Here is an 18,617-nt window from a genome sequence, read left to right as displayed (position 1 = left end):
CTGCGAGGACAGGGGTGTGCTGAATGAACCTTCCGGCACTGGAATGCTCGGCGTGCGGGCGCGAATTCGATGTCGCCGAGCTGGTGTGGCGCTGCCCGTGTGGCGGGCTGCTCGACGTCAGCCGGTGCTGGCGTCCGCAGCGGGGCGACGTGTTGCCGGTGGCGCCGGACCCGGCCATCACGCTCGGGGAGGGCGGCACGCCCATCATCGAATCGCGCTCCCTCCCGGGATGCCGATTCAAGCTCGAATTCTTCAGTCCCACACTGTCCTTCAAAGACCGCGGCGCGGTTGTGCTGGCAACTCTGGGCGCCCGCCTCGGAGTCGGCAAGGCGGTGGTGGACAGCAGCGGCAACGCCGGGACGGCGGCGGCCGCGTATTTCGCCCGGGCGGGCATCGCGTGCGAGGTGCTGGTACCCGCGTCGACCTCGGCGGAGAAACTGGCCCAGATCCGGGCGCACGGCGCCACTCTGACGTTGGTGACCGGCAGCCGGGCCGACGCCGCCGCGGCGGCGGCGCGGATCGCGAAGCGGCCCGGGGTGTTCTACGCCAGCCACGTCTACCATCCGTACTTCGTGCACGGGGTCAAGACCTACGGCTACGAGATCTGGCAGCAGAGCGGGCAGCGGCTGCCGTCGGCGGTGCTGGTTCCCGTCGGCAACGGGACCCTGCTGCTGGGCTGCTATCTGGCGTTCGCCGAACTGGTCGCCGCCGGCCTGGCCGAGCGGATGCCGGCCCTGCTGGGCGTCCAGGCGGCCGGCTGCGCACCGCTGGCCGCGGCAGTGCACGGCGAGCGGCATCCGGCCCACCCCACCGTGGCCGAAGGCATCGCGATCAGCGCGCCGGCGCGCACCGAACAGATCCTGGCGGCGGTACGGGCCAGTGGCGGCACGATCGTGGCGGTGGACGACGACGCGATCGTCGCCGGCCGGCGGGCGCTTGCCGGCGAGGGTCTATTCGTGGAGCCGACTGCGGCGGTCTGCTACGCCGCGGCGGCCACCGCCGCGACACGATCCGGGCCCGGCTGGCAGCAGGTGCGCGACTGCCTGTCCCGCGGTGACGTCGTCATCCCGCTGTGCGGTGCCGGGCTCAAGCATCCCGGTGATTGAAGCCCGTGCATTGGGGAACGCCTCCCGGATGGCTACCTACCGAGTGAGCGACCCGCGCGGCCACGTCGTCAGCACCAAGGACATCGACAGCGCCGAGGACGCACACGCCTGGTTCGTCGACACCCAGGCCGACAACTCCGAGCTGGGTTGGCGGATGGAAGTCGAGCAGGACGGCGAGTGGCGCTTCTTCGACGACAGCGAAGGCAGCAGCGGGAACTGACCGCTCAGGCCAGCGACCAGCCCATGGTGCGGGCGAATTCGGCCGCGTCGCCGGAAATGGTGCCCAGCTTGTGAGACGCCTCGATGTAGCCGCGGACCATCGGCATGAAGTTCATCGGGTTGTAGGCGTCCTCTTCGTAGCTCCACAGCCCGTCGCCGGCGTACTTAAGTACCGAAATGTTGGGCTCCTCATGGATGCTGCCGTCGCCGGGATCGCGCATCCGGTTCTGAAACTCGCAGATGACCCAGCCCTTGTCGACATCGATGGAATGCCACGTCGACGGGAACAGCGGCATCTCGGTGCCCGGAAAGGTGTTCATGGTCTTGACGATCCAGGTGCGGATCGCCTCACGGCCCCGGAACGTGCCGTAGGAGTGCTCGATGTAGACGGCATCCTCGGTGAACTGGTCGGCGAACCGCGACCAGTCCCAGCTCTCGCCGATGCCGACGACGACCTGCTTGTGCTCCTCGAACGCCGACTCAAGTTCTTCGCGTGACCATTGACCCATGCACCGGTTGTATCAAACCGGTGCAGACCGCGGCCGGGATTCAGTCGTTCTCAACAACTTTCTTGATCCGCTCCAGGGTGGTGCGCATGTCGCGGATGTTGCGGCGGCCGCGCAGAAACCCGGCGAACAACCAAAACACCCGTATCGGCGCAGACTGGTTGAGCCGGAAGGATTCTGTGACGTCGGTCCCGTCGGCCGTGGGGGCGAGCCGGTAGTGCCAGTTGTTCACCGCAGTCTCGCCGGCGAGCACGGCGAACCCGAATTCGCGCCCCGGCTCACAGGCGGTGACCCGGCAGGTGGTCCAGTACACCGGGCCGATCTCGTTGCGGCGGACGTGGCCGCGGAACTTGGCGCCCAGCGCCGGGCCGGTGGCGCCGTCGAGCCATTCGGACTCGAACACCTCGGGCGAGAACTCGCCGGTCTTGGTGACGTCGGCGATGAGATTCCAGATCTTGTCTGCCGGTGCGGCCATGTGCACGGTCACGGAGCCTTCCATGACCGTGATGCTAGACCCGGCGGGCAGGAGCGCAGCGACCCGGGAAATTGACCCGGCGGGCAGGAGCGCAGCGACCCGGGAAATCAGGCCGATGTGACGTGCGGGATCTCCGGCTGGAGGAATACGTCGTTGAGGGTGACGGTGCGCAGGTTGCGCGACCGGATGATCTCGACCAGCGCGGGATAGACGTGGGTGACCGGTAGGTGGTTGAGATGGCCGATGACGATGTTCTGCTGGATGAAGTACTGGTCGGCCATCTTCACGATGTAGTCCTCGGCCACCGGCGTCGAGTCGGCCAGCGACCCCGACCACAGGGTGGGGACCCGGTAGCCCAGGTCGGCGGCTACGGCGTCGACATCGTCGTTGTGATTGCCGTACGGCGGCCGGAAGTACGGCGTGGCGTCGGCTCCGAACGTCGCCCGCAGGAACCGGTCGTTGCGGCGCAACTGGTCGACGACATCGTCTTTGCTCAGCGTGGTCAGGTCCGGATGCGACCAGGTGTGGTTGCCGAGCTGGATCTGGCCGGAGTCCACCAGCGGCCGCAACAGGGCGGCGTTGTCGCGCCACGAGTCGTAGACGCCGTTGACGAAGAACGTCAGCCGGATACCGGTGTCCTTGGCCAGCTGGGTGTAGAGGCGAACCACCTCCGAATTGACCCCGTCGTCGACGGTGAGCGCCAGCAGGTCCCCGTTGCCGGGCAGCTTGGTCAGCTCGCCGCCTCCGGGCAGCGGGATGCGATTGATCGGCGGTGGCGGCGGCAGCAGCGGCGCGGCCCCGACCGGCGGTGGCGCTGGCTTGGCAACCGGTTGCGTACTGGCCCTTGACATTCCGAGTGCACTGGAGGCGCCCACTAGTCCGGCCGATGCGAGCAGCCCGACGACGAATTGGCGCCGGCTTACCTCGGGCACATCCCCACCCACGGGCCCGAAGTCACATCTGCAACACCAGTCACACACCCAGGCTAAGCTCCCAGGCCCCGCAATCCCGGCACATCCGCCACTGTGTCGCCGCGGGAACCCGGCTACGGTGGCGAGGTGGGCGCTGTGACGATCCGGTTCGGGGTGAGCCTGGGGACCGCGACCCCGGTGGCGGAGCTGCCCGGCATCGTCGACCGGCTCGACTCCGCCGGCGTCGACTCACTGTGGTTCTCCGAACTGGTCTACACCCCGGCGGTGGACCCGTTCGCCGGCATGGCCTACACGCTGGGCCGGTCCACCCGGCTCAAGGTAGGCACGTCGGTGGCGGTCCTGCCCGGACGCAACCCGGTCTTGGTCGCCAAGCAACTGGTGTCGCTGGCGGCCCTGGGCCCCAAGCGGGTGCTGCCCGCGTTCGGGCTGCGCCCGGCATCAGCGGCCGAGCGGGATCTGTTCCCGGTACCCGACGGGCAGCGCGCGGCGGTGTTCGACGAGGCCCTTGAGGTCGTGCGGGCGCTGCTGACCGGTGACGAGGTCACCTTCGCCGGGCGGTTCTTCCAGGTCACGGGCGCCGCGCTGGAGATCCGTCCACCCGCGCCGGTGGACATCTGGCTCGGCGGATCGGCGCCGGCTGCATTCCGGCGAATAGGCCGGCTCGCCGACGGCTGGCTGGGCAGCTTCCTCACCGTTGACGAGGCCGGCGCCGCCCGGCACAGCATCGAGCAGGCCGCCGCTTCGGCCGGCCGCGCGATCGAGCCCGATCACTACGGGCTGAGCCTGGCCGTTGCCGATGGTGCGGTGCCCACCGAGATCGCCGCCGCCGTCCGCTCCCGCCGGCCCGACGTCGACCCGGCCGACCTGGTGGCCGCCGACTGGGCTCAGCTGCACCGCCAACTCGACGGGCTCATCGAGGCCGGGCTCAGCAAGTTCGTCATCCGCCCCGTGGGCCCGGCGCCGGCCGAGGAGTTCATCGACCGTTTCATCGACGAGCTGCTGCCCCGACAGAATTGATTAATGCCGCGGTTCTGGGCCCGCGGTAGGTTTGTTGACGTCGAAAGAACGGCGGCAGAGGAGCCTGCAATGTCGAATCACTTCACCGGTCTGAGCCTGGGTCCGCCGCTGGGAGACCAACGCCTTGACCTGTGTGACCTCTATGCGTTCACCTCCCCGGCCGACCCGGCCCGCACCGTCTTGATTCTGAACGCCAACCCGAATGCCGACGCGCTGCATCCCGAGGCCATCTACCGGCTGGCGATCGACAACGACGGCGACCTGCGCAACGACATCGCCTTCAGCTTCGTCTTCTCCGAACCCGATGACGGCCGCCAGACCGTCGATGTGTACCTGGCGGTCGGCGACGAGGCCGAATCGCCACTTGCCTTGGGCGAGAAGATCTTCGAGGCCGTCGAGGTGTCATTCGGACCGGAACCCAACATCGCCCGCGCGGATAGCATCACCTTCGCCGCCGGCGCTCGCAGTGACGCGTTCTTCTTCGATTTCGACGGCATCAAGAATCTCTTCGACACCACCGGTGGCCGCAACTTCACCGCCCCGCACCTGGGTGGCACCTCGCCGTGGACCGGCGTCGACTCCAACACCGAAGCCAACGTGTTCTCGATCGCGATCGAGTTGCCGACAGCCGAACTTGGCGCCGACCCCGACATCAGGATTTGGGGCCGGTGCAGCCTGTGGCGCGACGGCGAGCTCGTCCACGTCGACCGTGCCGGTCATCCGTCGGTGAGCAGTTTCTTCAACACCGACGACACCAAGGAGGAGTACAACGCCAGCGAGCCGGTCCACGACCGGACCCGCTGGATCGGGCAGTTCATCCACCTGATGGGCCACACCGGAAACTACAGCCGCGACGAGGCCATCGAGGCGATCGACGCCGAGGGCACGCTGCCCGACATGCTGACCTACAACCCGGCCGAGCCCGCGCAGTACCCCAACGGCCGGGTGTTCACCGACGACGTCATCAACTATCGGCTGGCGTTCCTGACCAAGGGTGACTGCCCGCCGACCGGGCTGTCACCACACACCGACACCCTCGAGGTCTTCCCGTACCTGGGCCCGCCGCACCCGGCCGGCTAGGCCGGAGCTAGCGACCCGTGCAGTAAGACCGGGTGGCGACGTCGAGCGCCTCGGTGTACAGGCCGTCGAACTGCCGTTCACCGGCCACCTCCGTCTTCGCCGCGGCCAGCGCGTCGGGGCATGCCGGCGACTGCAACACCGGCCACTGCAGGGCGATCTGGCTGACCATCTGGTGGTTGAGCCCGTCGATGATCGACCGGGAATCCGCCAGATCCGGTGCTACAGCCGGAGCCGTCGATGGATCGAACTTCCAGTCGGCGAACCGGCGGTACTCGATGCCCTCGGTGGCGTTGATCTGGTTGGTGAAGATCGCGGTGACGTAATCGGTTGCCACACCCTTGGATTCGGCATCAGCCGACACCGCGGCCAGCACCTGCTGCACCCGGGCCGGGTCGGTGATCGGTCCACCGGTCAGCCACTTGTTGGCGGCCACCGCATCTGCGGTCTGCAGGCGCTGGGCTGCGGCGTCGACGAGATCGTGCAACGGGTCGGCGGAGTCGGCGACGGCCGGTCCGGCCGTCGCGAGCGCCAGCACCGTCATCACCGTCGCGCCGCCGAGCGCCAGGGGAGTAGTCATGGCGCCTATCCTGCCCGGCCGCAAGCCGCGCCACGCGCTTGGTGTCGATTCAGCTCGGCTGATCCCCGGGCTGGGAATCAGCCGACCGGGCCGGCCGCCAACACCAGGCTGCCGGTCTGCGGGTTTCCGGCCCGGTCCAGCCAGGTCAACGTGATGGTGTCACCCGGGCGGTGGCTGTCCATCACCGACGACAGGTCCGAGGCAGAGTTGATCGTGACACCGTCGACCGCAGTGATGACGTCACCGCTCATCAAGCCGATGGTGCGGGCCGGAGTGTCCGGAAGTATTTGGCGCACAACGGCACCCGCGGGCCCGCCGGCCACCGCGTCGGCGATGCCGACACCGATGAAGGCGGTGTCGCCGATGTGGACGGTTCCGCCGCCGACACCGGAGCGGATCTGGCCCGCGACCCCGAGCGCCCGGTCGATCGGGATGGCGAACCCTTCGCCGCCGTGCACGTCGCCCATCCGGTAGGTCAGTGTTGCCGCGACGGTGACGCCGACCACCTGGCCGGTGCTGTTGACCAGCGGTCCGCCCGAATCACCCGGGCGGACGTCGGCGGCGACCCGGATCAGGTCGGTGAGTTCGCGTGAGCCGCCGCCGGACTCGTCGGAGGCGCGTACCGATGCACCCAATTGGGTGACGGCCCCCGGCGAGAAACTCGGGGCGCCCCCGGCCCCGCCGGCGTTGCCGATGGCCGCGATCGGATCACCCACCGCCAGGGTCGAGGAGGTGCCCAGCGACGCGACGGGCAGGCCCTCGGCGCCGCGCATCCGCACCAGGGCGATGTCGTTGGTGCGGTCATAGCCGATCACGTCGACGGGGTAGGTGCGGCCGTTGGCCAGACTCGTGGCGGTGATCTGGGTCGCCCCCTCGATCACGTGGTTGTTGGTCAGCACCTCGCCGTTCGAGTCGAGCACGATGCCGGTGCCGGCGCCGACGGCACCCTGATAGTCCAGGGTGGTGTTGATGTCGACCAGACCCGGGGTGACTTGGCCCAACACTGCCGACTGATCCAGCGGGGCCAGCGGCACCGGAATGAATCCGGGTGCGGGCGAGGCCTGGGCCGGCGCCGCGAACAGAGCCCCTACGAGCAGCAGGGCGGCCGCACATGGCGCCAGCCGGCGTCCAAGGCGGGGTGGAAGCTGTGCGTCCATATCTCAACTTTGCCTGAAAAGCGCCGCATATGGCATTCGGATGCCATTTGGCGGCGTGCGAGGTTGCTGACGGAAATGTCACTGTTTGGTGGGTCACACATGTGGGCAGTCCCTGCAGAGCAAACCACGCGGCTGAAGCGCAGCCACCCTAACCGGCCCGCAGGGGTCCAGGAGGCAAGACATCGTGAGCACCCCGCAACGCTCCGAGGAGCCAACTGACCAGCCTGTTCAGCTTGGCGGACAGGACGGCAAACCCGAGCCCGGTGACAGCGCGAAAGCCAAGGCGAAAGAAATGGCCAAAGCCTACGAGGACCGTCCGACCGCGGTCCTCCCCGGCTCCGACGGCACCGTCACAGGCACAGCCATCAACGAATGGCTCGATGACGAGGGACAACCGATATACGGTCGCGACGCGGAGAAGACAGACCCCGGCCAAGGCTGAGCACAGCGTCTACACAGTTTGCTCAAGTGGGTAGCTACTGAATAGTCACGTAGGCTACCGGGGTCACGTCACCAGGGGAGTGTTGGCCGGTTCCGCGGGGGTGGGTCGGGTAGCAGACGCAAGAACAGGACCAAAATGTCAGATACACCCTCGAATACCAGGCAGATGGAGCCGCACTTCTCCGACGTGCAGCACCACTACGATCTGTCCGACGACTTCTACCGGCTCTTCCTGGACCGGACCCAGACGTACAGCTGCGCCTATTTCGAACGCGACGATCTGACGCTGGAAGAGGCGCAGATCGCCAAGATCGACCTGTCTCTGGGCAAGCTCGGCCTGCAGCCCGGCATGACACTGCTCGACATCGGCTGCGGCTGGGGCGCCACCATGTTGCGCGCCTTGGAGAAATACGACGTCAACGTCATCGGGCTGACCCTGAGCAAGAACCAAGCTCTGCATGTTCAGCAACTGTTCGACGACTCCGACAGCCCGCGATCCAAGCAGGTGCTGCTGGAGGGCTGGGAGCAGTTTCACGAGCCGGTCGACCGGATCGTCTCGATCGGGGCGTTCGAACACTTTGGGTTCGACCGCTACGACGCCTTCTTCAAGATGGCCTACGATTCGCTGCCCGCCGACGGAGTGATGTTGTTGCACACCATCGTTCGGCCCGGCGCCGAGGAGTTCGAGGCCCGCAACGTGCCGATCACCATGCGCCACCTCAAGTTCTTCAAGTTCATCATCGACGAGATCTTCCCCGGCGGTCAGCTGCCACACGTATCGGTGGTTGAGGAGCACGCCGTCCGTGCCGGCTTCGCGGTTAACCGGGTCCACCCACTGCGCTTGCACTACGCCCGCACGCTGGATCACTGGGCAGCGGCGCTGCAGGCCAACGAGGAAGAGGCGGTCGTCCTGCAGTCGCGGGACGTGTTCGACCGCTACATGAAATACCTCACCGGCTGCGCCGAACTGTTCCGCGACGGCTACACCGACATCTGCCAGTTCACCCTGGCCAAGGGCTGACCGGTCGCCGCCAGCCCTTGGCTTCACCACACCGGGTGAACGGGTGCACCACCGGCGCATCCCCCAGGTGCGCAGCGCGATGTCGCATCCGACGCTAGGCCCCGCTTGGCCGAGCGTCCCGGGCCCAAGGGCCAGAGTTCGTAGGGCCGTTGGTCCCCAAGGTGTTAGCATGCGCGCGTCATCATGGCCGCTGGTGAGGAGATCGATTTGGTCCGCGCGTGGGTGGCCGCTGGTGCGGCGCTGGCCATGGCGATGAGCGCGCTGGCCAACGCCGCCGCGGCGACGGCCGACCCGACGACGGTGTACATGTTCGGCCGCTGTTACGACCCGAGCCAGCCGCTCGAGGAAAAGCCGCAGCGCGTTGTGTACGGGTGCGATTCGACCAGCATCATGGAAGATATGGCCTGGAGTTCCTGGGGAGCCGACGGCGCCCAGGGCGCTGGAACTGACAATGCCGTTGAATGCCAACCGAATTGCGCTCAGGGCCAGCACCTCTTCAACCCGATCGTGGTCCATGCGTGGAACCCGGCCCCCGCCGGGCGGCCGGGCTGTCCCGACAATGTGGCGTTCTATTCCGATTTCACAGTTGCCTATCCCGCCGGTGTTCCGCCGTGGGTGGTCCCCGGTACGAACTGGGGTTCGGACGTCGAATACACCTACGTCGATGGCATGCCGGCCGTGCACTACTTTGACCAGCACCCCTTCAGCTGTACCCCGTTGACCTGAGGTAATGCCCGCCGCGACCGGCCTGCGTTGCAGACCCAGCCGCCCGACCAGGGCGCGATCTATCTCAACTTCGACGTCCCGGGGGTGCTGGACACCCCGAAGTACTTCCGATCGATCCGCGCGGCCCTGGCCGCCGGCGGCTGGGCCGAAGCGATGCCGCCGAACCCGCACCCCGGCGGTGCCACCTTCGCCAGGAACGGGGTGACGGTCATCTTCTACCGCAATTCCGATCTGGCCGACCGGGCCACCATGCAGATCTACGGGCAGTGCCGCGACACCAGCGACCACCGGGCGGACCGCACGGGCTGGGTGGACATCACCGCCGCGCGGCACCGGTGACCGTCGCGCATAGCATCTGACCTGCACGAACAACCCAGGTCCCGAAAAATCGGGACTTTCGTCCCCGGCGTGCCGGGCCTTCTAGCCGTGTGTGGTACGGCCAGTCACAGATAGGCTGCCGACATGACCTACGTGATCAGCAGTGCGTGCGTTGACGTCAAGCACAAGGCATGCATGAAGGAATGCCCGGTCGACTGCATCTACGAAGGCGACCGGACCATGTACATCAACCCGGACGAGTGCGTGGAGTGCGGCGCCTGCCGGATCCTGTGCGAGGTTGACGCCATCTACTTCGAGTCAGACCTGCCCGAAGAGGAGAAGAAGTTCCTGGCCGACAACGCCGCATTCTTCACCGAGATCCTGCCCGGCCGCGATGCCCCACTGGGAAATCCCGGCGGCTCATACGAGTTGGGGTCCGTCGGGGTCGACACCCCGATGGTGGCCGCCCTGCCGCCCCAGCAGGATTGACCGGCAGGTCAACGCTTTTCGTAGCGGCCGGTCTTCTCACCGATCCTGATCCGATACACACAGGCCTCCGCGGCACCGGCCGCCGCGGAGGCCGTTCCATGCGGCGGGCCGCTGGTGCTGCTGGCCATCAAGGGCATGAGCCGGTCCATGAGCAGCTGCATCCCGGCCTGCGCCTGATCGCCGTGCAACTCCTCGAAGGTGCCCCAGGCGATCACGCTGCGCCAGTTGGACAGGTCGTCGACGTGCTCGACTTCGAAGCACACCTGCGGATGCGCGCGCATGGCGTGCAGTTTGGTGCCGCCGATCGAGTGCCCGTAGACGCAGTCACCGTCGTAGACGTAGGTCGTCGGGACGACATATACCCGACCGTCGCCGATACACCCGATACGGCCGATCACCTCGCTGTGCAGCAGATGGTCGATCTGGCGCTGATTGAGTTCGCCCAACATCCCTTGACTATCGGTCACATCGACGTCGGCGCCGCCGCATCGGCGAACTCGCAGAACGCCGCATACGCGCGGGCGCCGTACACGGTGGCCGGCCCGCCGTGCATCGTGATCGCCACCCCGATCGCCTCGGCCGCCTCCTGCTTGCTGGCGCCGGCGCGGACCGCCGCGCGGGCATGCGAGGCGATGCATCCGTCGCAGCCGTGGACCACCCCGATGGCCATCGCCATGAGTTCCTTGACCTTCGCCTCGAGCGCGCCCGCACCCAGCGCCGCCCCGCTCATCTCGTTGAACGCGCGGTACACATCGGGGATCATCTGCCGCAGCGCGCGGTGCTGGGGGCGTAGATCGTCGAGAATCTCGTGGGAGTGGCCATGTTCCATGTCCGCAACCCTATACCGGGTCGGGTATTGCGAGATGGACTTTTGGCGACCTCTGCCGGCTAATCCGTCGTTACCGCATCGTCGCCGAACCGCGATCGGGTCGCGCTCGTTCGCTGGTATACCGCAGTGCGGGTAGGCTCCACCAAGGTCGATGACGACCGTGCTGTCCCGGTTCGCTTCCGGTGCTCTCAGCGAAGTACCGCAGCTAGGCATTCGTGCCTGGGTGAATGTTGCACGACGCCGGAAGTCAGGGCAGGAGAGGAGCTCATTTGGACACCGTCCTGGGATTGTCGATGACCCCGACGACCGTCGGACTCGTTCTGGTCGAAGGCGACGGGGTGGCCGGCGCCACCAAGGTCCACGACGCGTTCGAGGTGCGCCGCGGCGGGTTCAGCCCGGTCACCACCTCGGAATTCGTGGCCGAGGCGCTGTCACGCACCCAGGCCATCGCCGGGGGCCAGCGCCTGCAGTCCATCGGGGTGACCTGGAGTGACGACGCCTCGGTCGAGGCCTCACTGCTTCTCGACTCGTTGGCCGACTCCGGTTTCGACAACGTGGTGCCCATCCGGCTGCCGGAGGCCACCGAAGCGTTCGCCCGCGGTATCGGCGAGGTGATCGGCGCCGATGTCACCGCGGTGTGCGTCGTCGAGCCCGACGCCGTCGTCGCGCTGGTTGTCGACGCCACCGAGAATGCGGTGCACACCGCCGTGAGCTACGACCTGCAGACCGAACAGGATCTGATCGGCTGGCTCACCGAGCTGATGGCTCGTGATGGTTGGCAGCCCGACGGCCTGGTACTGCTGGGCTCGGGGGATGAGTTCGACGCGATCGCCCGCGAGCTGGAGCAAATTCTGGGCATCCCGGTGCTCGCACCCGCCGAGGCCGAGCTGGCCCTGGCCCGGGGAGCCGCGCTGGCCTCGGTGAACAGCATCGGCCTGTTCGACGATCCGGTGTTCGCCTTCTCGGCCCCGCCCGCCCCGCGACGCACTTCTTCGGCCGCGCATCGCGCCCCGTTGGCACTGCTGGTTGGCGGCGTCGTGGCATTCGTGGTGTCGGCCTCGGTCGCGGTGGGGCTGGAACTGCTCCCCGATCGCGGGGTGCGTGCCGAGCATCGCGAGGTGGTCAACACCGCCGAGACCCCGGCCCTGAAGCCGGCCGCTGTTCCGTCGGCCCCCGCCCCGCCCCCACAGGTGCTTCCCACCCCGGCTGAACAGGCGTTGCCGGCTGAGCCGCCGGCGACCATGTCCGCACCGGTCCCCGAGCAGGCAGCGGAACCGGCCATGACGATGAATCCGACCGAACCCGCACCCGAGGCGCCACTGGCCGACGCATCGGCAGATCCGGCCGCCGCGGCACCGGTGGACGCCGCCGTCGTGCCGCAGGCGCCCGCCCAGGCCGCCGTTCCTCCGGTTTCCGAGGCCAAGCCGTCGCTGCGGACCCGCATCCTGGAGCGGCTGGCCGACCTGCGCTCCGACCCCGCACCCGGCGGCTAACATCCGGTTTCGCTGACACGCGGCCGAGCTGCGCGCTCGGCGGCTGGTGCACTGCAGTAGCTGCTTGTGCCCGCATGTTCGGTGGCGCAGCTGGGCCGAACAACTAGACTGGCACTTTGCTGTTCGCCCAGAGGACGGGACCCATGGCCAGAGCATTTCGACGAGCAATCGCCGCCGCCGGTATCGCGGTGCTCGCAACGGCGGCTTCCGTGCACGTCAGCACCGCTGCGATGGCTCCCTCGATCGGTGGCGCCACCATCGCCTCGGTCCAGCCCACCAACGGCCAGCTGGTCGGGGTGGCTCACCCGATCGTCGTGACGTTCACCAAGCCGGTGGTCGACCGCTGGGCGGCGCAGCACGCCATCACCGTCACCTCACCGGCGGACGTGGCGGGGCGCTTCGAGTGGCTCGACGACAGCACGGTGCAGTTCGTGCCCGACCAGTTCTGGCCGGCCCACTCCGAGATCACCATGATGGCCGGCGGAGTTCCGCGGACCTTCGGCACCGGCTCGACGGTGCTCGGCGTCGCCGATATCTCCGCCCACACGTTCACTGTCAGTATCGACGGCCAGGTGGTTCGGCAGATGCCCGCGTCGATGGGCAAGCCCCGTCATCCCACTCCCGTCGGCAGCTTCGCGGTCCTGGAGAAGCAGTCCTCGGTGGTCATGGACTCCCGCACCATCGGCATTCCGCTCAGCGATCCCGAGGGTTACAAGCTCACGGTGGCCGACGCCGTCCGGATCACCTGGGGTGGGGTCTACGTGCACTCCGCGCCGTGGTCGGTCGGCTCACAGGGCTACGCCAATGTCAGCCACGGTTGCATCAACCTCAGCCCCGACAACGCCGCCTGGTACTTCGACCAGGTGAACATCGGCGATCCGGTTGTTATCAACGCCTGATCGCGCACTGCCCCAGTGCTTTTCACGCCTTCGCGGCATGCAGGTTTTTGGCGGTCGGTGAAGTCGCCACGGAGGCGGGATCGGGGTAGGTCCGCAACACCCGGTCGGCGGTTCCCGGTGTGGTCACGCCGAACCAGTAGTGCTCGTTCTTGAAGTGATGCAGCCGGTGGTCACGCCAGATCACCCGGTAGAAGGCGGATTTCGGCTTGTAGTCGGTGTGCACCAGGTAGTGGCACCATTCGTAGACAAGTCCGACGGTCAGGATCACCACCAGGAAGGTCAGCCCCATCCCGGTCCGCGGGAACACCCATACGGCGATGACCACGGCCGAGACCAGTGCCCCGATCAGCGATTGCAGCGGGATGAATACCAGCGTGGTGTCCCGCGGGGCGACGTGGTGTTCGCGATGCTTGCGCGCCAGCAGGGAATCGAGGGTGAGCCGCCCGACCCGGCGCGGGCGCCAGTGCAACACGAAGACATGAATGGTCCACTCGAAGAACGGGAACAACACCGCGGTTGCCAGCGGTACCACCGCATCGGTGAGCCGCCAGTCGCCGACGGCGATCCGGGCGATTACGGCCGCCGCGAGTCCGGCGGACAGCAGCCACGGTGACGGATGGCGCCAGAACTCGCGGCCCGCGTCGGCCAGCGTGGCACCGCGACGGTGGGTGGTGGTGTCGCTCATCGGCTTTCCTCCAGGGCGGTCAGTGCCGCGACCAGTGCGGTGGTTGCGGGTTCGAGAAGCTGTCTTGCGGCGGTGTCGGCGGCGGCCGGGTCGCCTGCGGTGATGGCCCGGGCCAGCCGCCGGTAGGCCTCGGTGTGGCCGACCTCGGCGGCCATCAGCGTGGCCAGCGCCGGCAGGGCCGGTTCGTAGGCCGCTCGTAAGGTGTTGAACATCAACCGAAATGCGATGGAATCGGCGCCATCGACGACGTGATCCCAGAACGTGAGTGCATAGCGCTGCTGCTCGACTGGGTCCTCGGCGGCGACCAGTGCGTCGATCGACGCGTCCAGCCGCTCGGCGAGTCCGGGCGCGCGGCGCAGGGCGGCCAGCTCGGCCACTTTCGGACCGTTGTGGAGCCGGGCCTGGAGAATGCTGCGGGCCACCGAGAGGTCCAGCTCACCTTTGCGCAGCAGCAGCCGGGGGAGCAGGTCCAGGCCGGCGTGGCGGCGGAAGTCGCGCACGGTGGTGGCGTCGCCCTGGCGTACCTCGACCAGGCCGGCGGCGGCCACGCGTTTGAGTGCTTCGCGGACCGCCGGCCGGGATACTCCGAGCACCTCGGCGAGCCGGCGTTCGCTGGGCAGGGATTCCCCCGGTTGCATCTCTCCGCTGAGGACGTCGGCGAGGATCTGCTCGAAGACGTCCTCGGGGACGGACCGCCGGTGGACCGGCTGCAGTGCCATGGCCCCAGCATGGCCCCCCATCGGTCAGAGGTCAAGTGGTCATACCAGTGCTGTTTTACGCCCAAACCGACATACGGGCGCAGAAGTGCGAGTAAACGCCGCCGTTTCGTCGATCTCGGCGCGGCCGGACCCTACTTGGGGTGACGTGCGGTGAACCGCAGGGTGACCTCGTCGGCGACCTTCACCGACCCCATCAACACCGAGTACGGCTTCACCCCGAAGCGCGTCTGGACCACCGGCACCTCGGCGGAGATCACCCAGACCGCGCCGGCGTCTTCGACGGCCAGCTCGACGCTCTGCGGTTGGGAGGTGCCGTGGATCTCGACGGTCCCGTCCAGCCGGTAACCGGCGTCGGTCTTGGTGACGGTGTCGGCGGCGAACCGGATCTGCGGGTGCTTCTTGGCGTCGAGCGCCTTGAGTGCGTTGGATCGCACCACGCCCTTCTCCGGTCCCGACAGCGGCGTCACGCCACCCTCGCCCTTGAGGACCTGCAGAGAGTCCACGTCGACGATCAGTTCGGCCGAGACCGGTTCACCGCCATCCCACTGCACGCTCGCGCGCCAGGACGCCATTGCGATGGTCAGCCGGTGGCCCATCTTGGCCGCGGGGCCGGCGACTCCGGTGAATATCTGCAGTTCGCCTTCGGCGGCGGTCAGTGTCCAGGGCGTATCGGTCACGCCTCGACTGTATCGGCATGTGCGACAGGGCTCTTGCCCGCACTGGTACCGGTGTAGTCGACCTGCCAGTGTTTGATGCCGTTGAGCCAGCCCGACCGCAGCCGCTCCGGCTTGGCCAGCGGGGTCAGGTCGGGCATGTGATCGGCGATCGCGTTGAACATCAGATCGATGGTCATCCGGGCCAGGTTTGCGCCGATACAGTAGTGCGCGCCGGTGCCGCCGAACCCGACGTGCGGGTTCGGATCACGAAAGACGTTGAACGAGAACGGATCCTCGAACACCTCTTCGTCGAAGTTCGCCGAGCGGTAGAACATCACCACCCGCTGGCCCTTCTTGATCTTCACGCCGGACAGCTCGGTGTCCTCCAACGCGGTGCGCTGGAAGGAAGTCACCGGGGTGGCCCACCGGACGATCTCGTCGACCGCGGTCTTCGGCCGCTGCGCCTTGTAGAGCTCCCACTGGTCCGGGAAGTCGGTGAAGGCCGTCATGCCGTGGGTGATCGAGTTGCGGGTGGTCTCGTTGCCGGCCACCGCCAGCAGGATCACGAAGAAGCCGAACTCGTCATCGGAGAGCTTGTGTCCTTCGACATCGGCCTGGACCAGCTTGGTCACCAGGTCATCGCGCGGGTTGGCGGTCCGATCGGCAGCCATCTGCATGCCGTACATGATCAACTCGCCGGCAGCGCCGGTCGGATCGTTGCGGGCGAACTCGGGGTCCGCTTCGCCGACCATCTGATTGGACCAGTCGAACAGTTTCTTTCGCTCGTCCTGCGGAACGCCCATCAGATCGGCGATGGCCTGCAACGGCAGCTCACAGGAGACCTGCTCGACGAAGTCTCCGGACCCCTCCGCGGCGGCGGCCTTGACGATCGCCTCGGCGCGCGCGGCCAGATCGGCACGCAACGTCTCGACGGCCCGCGGGGTGAATGCGCGCGAGACGATCTGGCGCAGATGGGTGTGATGCGGCGCGTCCATGTTGAGCAGGATGAACTGGCCGGTGTCCTTGTGGGACACGGCCGAATTGTCCGGGTAACGCGGCAGGGCGGTGTTCTCCAGGCTGGAGAAGATGTCGCTGCGTCGCGAGATCTCCTTGACGTCCTTGTGCTTGGTGACGACCCAGTAGCCGTCGTCGTCGAAACCGCCGATACCTCGCGGTTGCTCGTTCCACCAGATCGGTGCGATGCGGCGCAGTTCGGCCAGCTCCTCGACGGGTAATCGCTCGTTGTTCAGATCGGGGTCGGTGAAATCGAAACCGGGGGGCAGGGTGGGGCTAGGCATGAACAGCGGACCTCCGTACGACGTCTTCTAGTGCCCGTGGTCCATGCCTACACCACGTGCGGAGTGCTCGGTGGCGGGTTTCGGAAACTTATAACTGAAACGTGTTCTAAGTCGGTGCGGTCGGCGATCCGATGGCGTGCGCGGTGTCTTCGTCGGCGGGCAGGAAGGCCTCGATGCTCAGCTCCGCGGCCGTGAGATCCAGTGCCGTGCCGAAGGTGGTGACCGTGGAGATGAACCTCAGCAGCACGCCGTCGAGCCGGTACAGCTCGAGGGGAACCGCGACGCCGCCGAGGTCTGCCGGCCCGTCCGAGCCGCCCGGATAGGACTCGAGTTCGGCCAGCAGGGCTACCCGCTGTGCCGACGCACCGGCGGCGGCCTCGCGGCGCAACCGACTCAGCAGGTGGTGTCGCCACTGAGCGAGATTGCGGATTCGGGGAGCCAGCCCCTCGGGGTGCAGCGCGATCCGCAGCGCATTAGGCGTGTCCAGCAGCTCGGCGGCAACCCCGTAGAGCAGTGTGGCGGTGCCCGAATTCACTTGCACCACATCCCAGTTGCGGTCCACGGCCAGGCACGGGTAGGGGTCGTAGGCGGCCAGGACACGGTCGACGCCGGCGCGCACCGCCGCCATGCCGGGATCGCTCAGCGGCCGTTCCGAATGCGCCGGCGCCAGCCCGGCGGCCAGCAACAGCTGGTTCACGTCGCGCGGGGGCGCCTCCAGCACGGTGGCCAGGCGCAGCACCATCGCGCGGCTGGGCGTCGACCGACCGCTCTCGACGAAGCTGACGTGGCGCGCCGACACCGCGGCCCGTAACGCGAGGTCGAGCTGGCTGAGGTGCCGCCGTCGCCGCCAGTCCCGCAGCAGTTCACCGAATGCCGTGCCGCCCACAGGGCCCAGCATCGCCCAGGTGCGGTCGTGACGCCATTACCTGGCAGGTAATTGCCTCACCCACCCCGGTCGGGGAGCGTGGATCCCATGGCAGCGACCAGCGATCAGCAACCGATCCCGCGGTGGCTTCGGTTCGTGATGACATGCGACCGGGCCGGCTCGGCGTGGTTCATCGGCGCCGGGTTTTTCCTGGCCCCGCTGCTGGCCCTGGTGACGCCGTGGCCCGCACTCACCGTGGCGATTTGGGTGGCCATCGCGGTGGCCGGGCTGTGGCTGGGGCTGCTCGGGGTCGCGATGGCCACCGGGCTGGCGATGGTGCTGCGCTCGAATGCGGAGGTCCCCGAAGACGTCTGGCGATCGATCGTGAACTATCCGACCCGGCCGGATCGGGTTAGCCGCCCGACTTGGTCGTCGTCGGGGTGACCGAGGTGGTGACCGTCACGGTGGTGGTGCTGACGGTCGTCGTCGCGCTCGCCGACGTGCTCGCACCGGATGAGGTGCTGCTCGACTCCGAGAAGGTCGGCTGCTTGAACTCGATCCACGAATCGCGGTAGATGACGTCGTCGCCCTCCGACACCACGAACTGGGTAGGCGAGACCGCGTAGGTGACACCGTCGTTGGTGGCGATCAGGGTGCCATCGGAGCTACGGGTGATCGCGATGTGCAGGGACGCGTCGTCGCTGAGCCGCACACCGCGGTACTCCAGGCCGCCGTCGCGGTTGACGCAGATCGCGACCAGCGAGCGGGTGGTGCGCCCGTAGGCCATCAGCGTCTGGTTGTCGTCACAGCGGGCCCCGGTGTTCACATAGCCCTTCGAGTCCGCCTGGTAGGAGGCGGCGGCTCCGGACGTGGCCGTGGCCGTCGTGGTGGCCGCCGTCGCGGTCGACGTGGGGGCGGCCTGCGCGACGGGAAGGGCATCGGAGGCCCCGGATGTCACGGTGACACCGACGACCAGCCCGACGGCCGTCAGCACGCCGCCGGCGCCCAGCCAGGCCAGCAATCGGGCCGCGGGCGCGGTGGCGGGTTCAGCAGGCTGGCGCGGGTCGGCAGCGGACATCGGATTCCTCGGTCTGCAGGGGCGTGGCACA

Annotated in this window: 24 protein-coding genes and 1 pseudogene; 12 read left to right on the top strand and 13 right to left on the bottom strand. The window is 67.7% G+C overall.

Features of this window, described 5'->3' with window-relative positions; all coding sequences use genetic code 11:
* Positions 1–23 precede the first annotated feature (23 nt).
* Both ADBZ9K_RS04340 and ADBZ9K_RS04335 read left to right on the top strand, forming a co-directional pair.
* On the top strand, positions 24–1,106 hold the full coding sequence (locus ADBZ9K_RS04340; protein WP_526618733.1) for a pyridoxal-phosphate dependent enzyme: 1,083 nt from the start codon (positions 24–26) through the stop codon (positions 1,104–1,106).
* A gap of 28 nt (positions 1,107–1,134) precedes the next feature.
* On the top strand, positions 1,135–1,326 hold the full coding sequence (locus ADBZ9K_RS04335; protein ID WP_526618731.1) for a hypothetical protein: 192 nt from the start codon (positions 1,135–1,137) through the stop codon (positions 1,324–1,326).
* A 4-nt stretch (positions 1,327–1,330) separates the two neighbouring features.
* On the opposite strand, the gene ADBZ9K_RS04330 is transcribed toward ADBZ9K_RS04335, so the two are convergent.
* From ADBZ9K_RS04330 to ADBZ9K_RS04320, 3 genes are all read right to left on the bottom strand, one after another.
* Entirely contained in the window at positions 1,331–1,834 is a 504-nt protein-coding gene (locus ADBZ9K_RS04330) for a nuclear transport factor 2 family protein (RefSeq protein WP_526618730.1), read from the bottom strand.
* Between the two features lie 40 nt (positions 1,835–1,874).
* Positions 1,875–2,330 carry an SRPBCC family protein gene (locus tag ADBZ9K_RS04325; protein ID WP_526618729.1) on the bottom strand — a complete coding sequence of 152 codons (456 nt, stop codon included), beginning with the start codon at positions 2,328–2,330 and terminating at the stop codon, positions 1,875–1,877.
* An 83-nt stretch (positions 2,331–2,413) separates the two neighbouring features.
* Positions 2,414–3,238, bottom strand: a complete 825-nt coding sequence (locus tag ADBZ9K_RS04320; RefSeq protein WP_526618728.1) for a polysaccharide deacetylase family protein — start codon at positions 3,236–3,238, stop codon at positions 2,414–2,416.
* A 135-nt stretch (positions 3,239–3,373) separates the two neighbouring features.
* Between ADBZ9K_RS04320 and ADBZ9K_RS04315 the strand changes: the two genes are divergently transcribed.
* Positions 3,374–4,255, top strand: a complete 882-nt coding sequence (locus ADBZ9K_RS04315) for a TIGR03854 family LLM class F420-dependent oxidoreductase (RefSeq protein ID WP_526620720.1) — start codon at positions 3,374–3,376, stop codon at positions 4,253–4,255.
* A gap of 69 nt (positions 4,256–4,324) precedes the next feature.
* Positions 4,325–5,335, top strand: a complete 1,011-nt coding sequence (locus ADBZ9K_RS04310; RefSeq protein ID WP_526618727.1) for a DUF4331 family protein — start codon at positions 4,325–4,327, stop codon at positions 5,333–5,335.
* Positions 5,336–5,342: 7 nt separating this feature from the next.
* Here ADBZ9K_RS04310 and ADBZ9K_RS04305 read toward each other — a convergent pair whose 3' ends face one another.
* Both ADBZ9K_RS04305 and ADBZ9K_RS04300 read right to left on the bottom strand, forming a co-directional pair.
* Entirely contained in the window at positions 5,343–5,912 is a 570-nt protein-coding gene (locus ADBZ9K_RS04305; protein ID WP_526618726.1) for a chorismate mutase, read from the bottom strand.
* 77 nt (positions 5,913–5,989) lie between these two features.
* On the bottom strand, positions 5,990–7,069 hold the full coding sequence (locus tag ADBZ9K_RS04300) for a S1C family serine protease (protein ID WP_526618725.1): 1,080 nt from the start codon (positions 7,067–7,069) through the stop codon (positions 5,990–5,992).
* Positions 7,070–7,253: 184 nt separating this feature from the next.
* Here ADBZ9K_RS04300 and ADBZ9K_RS04295 point away from each other — a divergent pair, with 184 nt between their 5' ends.
* From ADBZ9K_RS04295 to fdxA, 5 genes and pseudogenes are all read left to right on the top strand, one after another.
* A complete protein-coding gene (locus ADBZ9K_RS04295) occupies positions 7,254–7,511 on the top strand; it encodes a hypothetical protein (RefSeq protein WP_526618724.1) in 258 nt (85 codons plus the stop codon).
* Between the two features lie 135 nt (positions 7,512–7,646).
* A complete protein-coding gene (locus ADBZ9K_RS04290; protein ID WP_526618722.1) occupies positions 7,647–8,531 on the top strand; it encodes a cyclopropane mycolic acid synthase family methyltransferase in 885 nt (294 codons plus the stop codon).
* Positions 8,532–8,714: 183 nt separating this feature from the next.
* Positions 8,715–9,257: a hypothetical protein gene (locus ADBZ9K_RS04285; RefSeq protein WP_526618721.1), complete on the top strand. Its 543-nt coding sequence runs from the start codon at positions 8,715–8,717 to the stop codon at positions 9,255–9,257.
* Between the two features lie 36 nt (positions 9,258–9,293).
* Positions 9,294–9,596, top strand: a pseudogene (locus tag ADBZ9K_RS04280) (lipoprotein LppJ family protein); the annotation flags it as partial.
* A gap of 123 nt (positions 9,597–9,719) precedes the next feature.
* Positions 9,720–10,064: a ferredoxin gene (gene fdxA / locus ADBZ9K_RS04275; protein WP_526618720.1), complete on the top strand. Its 345-nt coding sequence runs from the start codon at positions 9,720–9,722 to the stop codon at positions 10,062–10,064.
* 8 nt (positions 10,065–10,072) lie between these two features.
* Here fdxA and ADBZ9K_RS04270 read toward each other — a convergent pair whose 3' ends face one another.
* Positions 10,073–10,513, bottom strand: a complete 441-nt coding sequence (locus tag ADBZ9K_RS04270) for a pyridoxamine 5'-phosphate oxidase family protein (protein WP_526618719.1) — start codon at positions 10,511–10,513, stop codon at positions 10,073–10,075.
* Positions 10,514–10,527: 14 nt separating this feature from the next.
* The gene (locus ADBZ9K_RS04265) at positions 10,528–10,893 is read right to left on the bottom strand and encodes a carboxymuconolactone decarboxylase family protein (RefSeq protein WP_526618718.1); all 366 of its coding nucleotides are present in this window, start codon (positions 10,891–10,893) and stop codon (positions 10,528–10,530) included.
* 227 nt (positions 10,894–11,120) lie between these two features.
* On the opposite strand from ADBZ9K_RS04265, the gene ADBZ9K_RS04260 reads away from it, so the two are divergent.
* Together ADBZ9K_RS04260 and ADBZ9K_RS04255 are read left to right on the top strand one after the other, a co-directional pair.
* Positions 11,121–12,386 carry a DUF7159 family protein gene (locus tag ADBZ9K_RS04260; RefSeq protein WP_526618717.1) on the top strand — a complete coding sequence of 422 codons (1,266 nt, stop codon included), beginning with the start codon at positions 11,121–11,123 and terminating at the stop codon, positions 12,384–12,386.
* A gap of 143 nt (positions 12,387–12,529) precedes the next feature.
* Positions 12,530–13,285, top strand: a complete 756-nt coding sequence (locus ADBZ9K_RS04255) for a L,D-transpeptidase (RefSeq protein WP_526618716.1) — start codon at positions 12,530–12,532, stop codon at positions 13,283–13,285.
* A gap of 22 nt (positions 13,286–13,307) precedes the next feature.
* Here the strand turns inward: ADBZ9K_RS04255 and ADBZ9K_RS04250 are convergent, their stop codons facing one another.
* The 5 genes from ADBZ9K_RS04250 to ADBZ9K_RS04230 form a co-directional block, all read right to left on the bottom strand.
* Complete coding sequence (locus tag ADBZ9K_RS04250) at positions 13,308–13,970, bottom strand: sterol desaturase family protein (RefSeq protein WP_526618715.1); 663 nt, start codon at positions 13,968–13,970, stop codon at positions 13,308–13,310.
* On the bottom strand, positions 13,967–14,689 hold the full coding sequence (locus ADBZ9K_RS04245) for a FadR/GntR family transcriptional regulator (protein ID WP_526618714.1): 723 nt from the start codon (positions 14,687–14,689) through the stop codon (positions 13,967–13,969). The genes ADBZ9K_RS04250 and ADBZ9K_RS04245 overlap by 4 nt, the downstream gene beginning before the upstream one ends.
* Before the next feature lie 131 nt (positions 14,690–14,820).
* The gene (locus ADBZ9K_RS04240) at positions 14,821–15,366 is read right to left on the bottom strand and encodes a YceI family protein (RefSeq protein WP_526618713.1); all 546 of its coding nucleotides are present in this window, start codon (positions 15,364–15,366) and stop codon (positions 14,821–14,823) included.
* The gene (locus ADBZ9K_RS04235) at positions 15,363–16,643 is read right to left on the bottom strand and encodes a cytochrome P450 (protein ID WP_526618712.1); all 1,281 of its coding nucleotides are present in this window, start codon (positions 16,641–16,643) and stop codon (positions 15,363–15,365) included. Before ADBZ9K_RS04235 ends, ADBZ9K_RS04240 begins: the two co-directional genes overlap by 4 nt.
* Before the next feature lie 106 nt (positions 16,644–16,749).
* Entirely contained in the window at positions 16,750–17,541 is a 792-nt protein-coding gene (locus ADBZ9K_RS04230) for a helix-turn-helix domain-containing protein (protein ID WP_526618711.1), read from the bottom strand.
* A 75-nt stretch (positions 17,542–17,616) separates the two neighbouring features.
* On the opposite strand from ADBZ9K_RS04230, the gene ADBZ9K_RS04225 reads away from it, so the two are divergent.
* Positions 17,617–17,952 (top strand): hypothetical protein, encoded by a 336-nt coding sequence (locus ADBZ9K_RS04225; RefSeq protein ID WP_526618710.1) that lies wholly within the window; start codon positions 17,617–17,619, stop codon positions 17,950–17,952.
* On the opposite strand, the gene ADBZ9K_RS04220 is transcribed toward ADBZ9K_RS04225, so the two are convergent.
* A complete protein-coding gene (locus tag ADBZ9K_RS04220) occupies positions 17,921–18,586 on the bottom strand; it encodes a hypothetical protein (protein ID WP_526618709.1) in 666 nt (221 codons plus the stop codon). The genes ADBZ9K_RS04225 and ADBZ9K_RS04220 overlap by 32 nt on opposite strands.
* Between the last annotated feature and the right edge of the window lie 31 nt (positions 18,587–18,617).

It is taken from the genome of Mycobacterium sp. (assembly GCF_965229265.1).
Taxonomy (GTDB): domain Bacteria; phylum Actinomycetota; class Actinomycetes; order Mycobacteriales; family Mycobacteriaceae; genus Mycobacterium.
The sequence above is the reverse complement of the archived record's forward strand: the minus strand, read 5'-3'. Positions and strand labels throughout refer to the sequence as shown.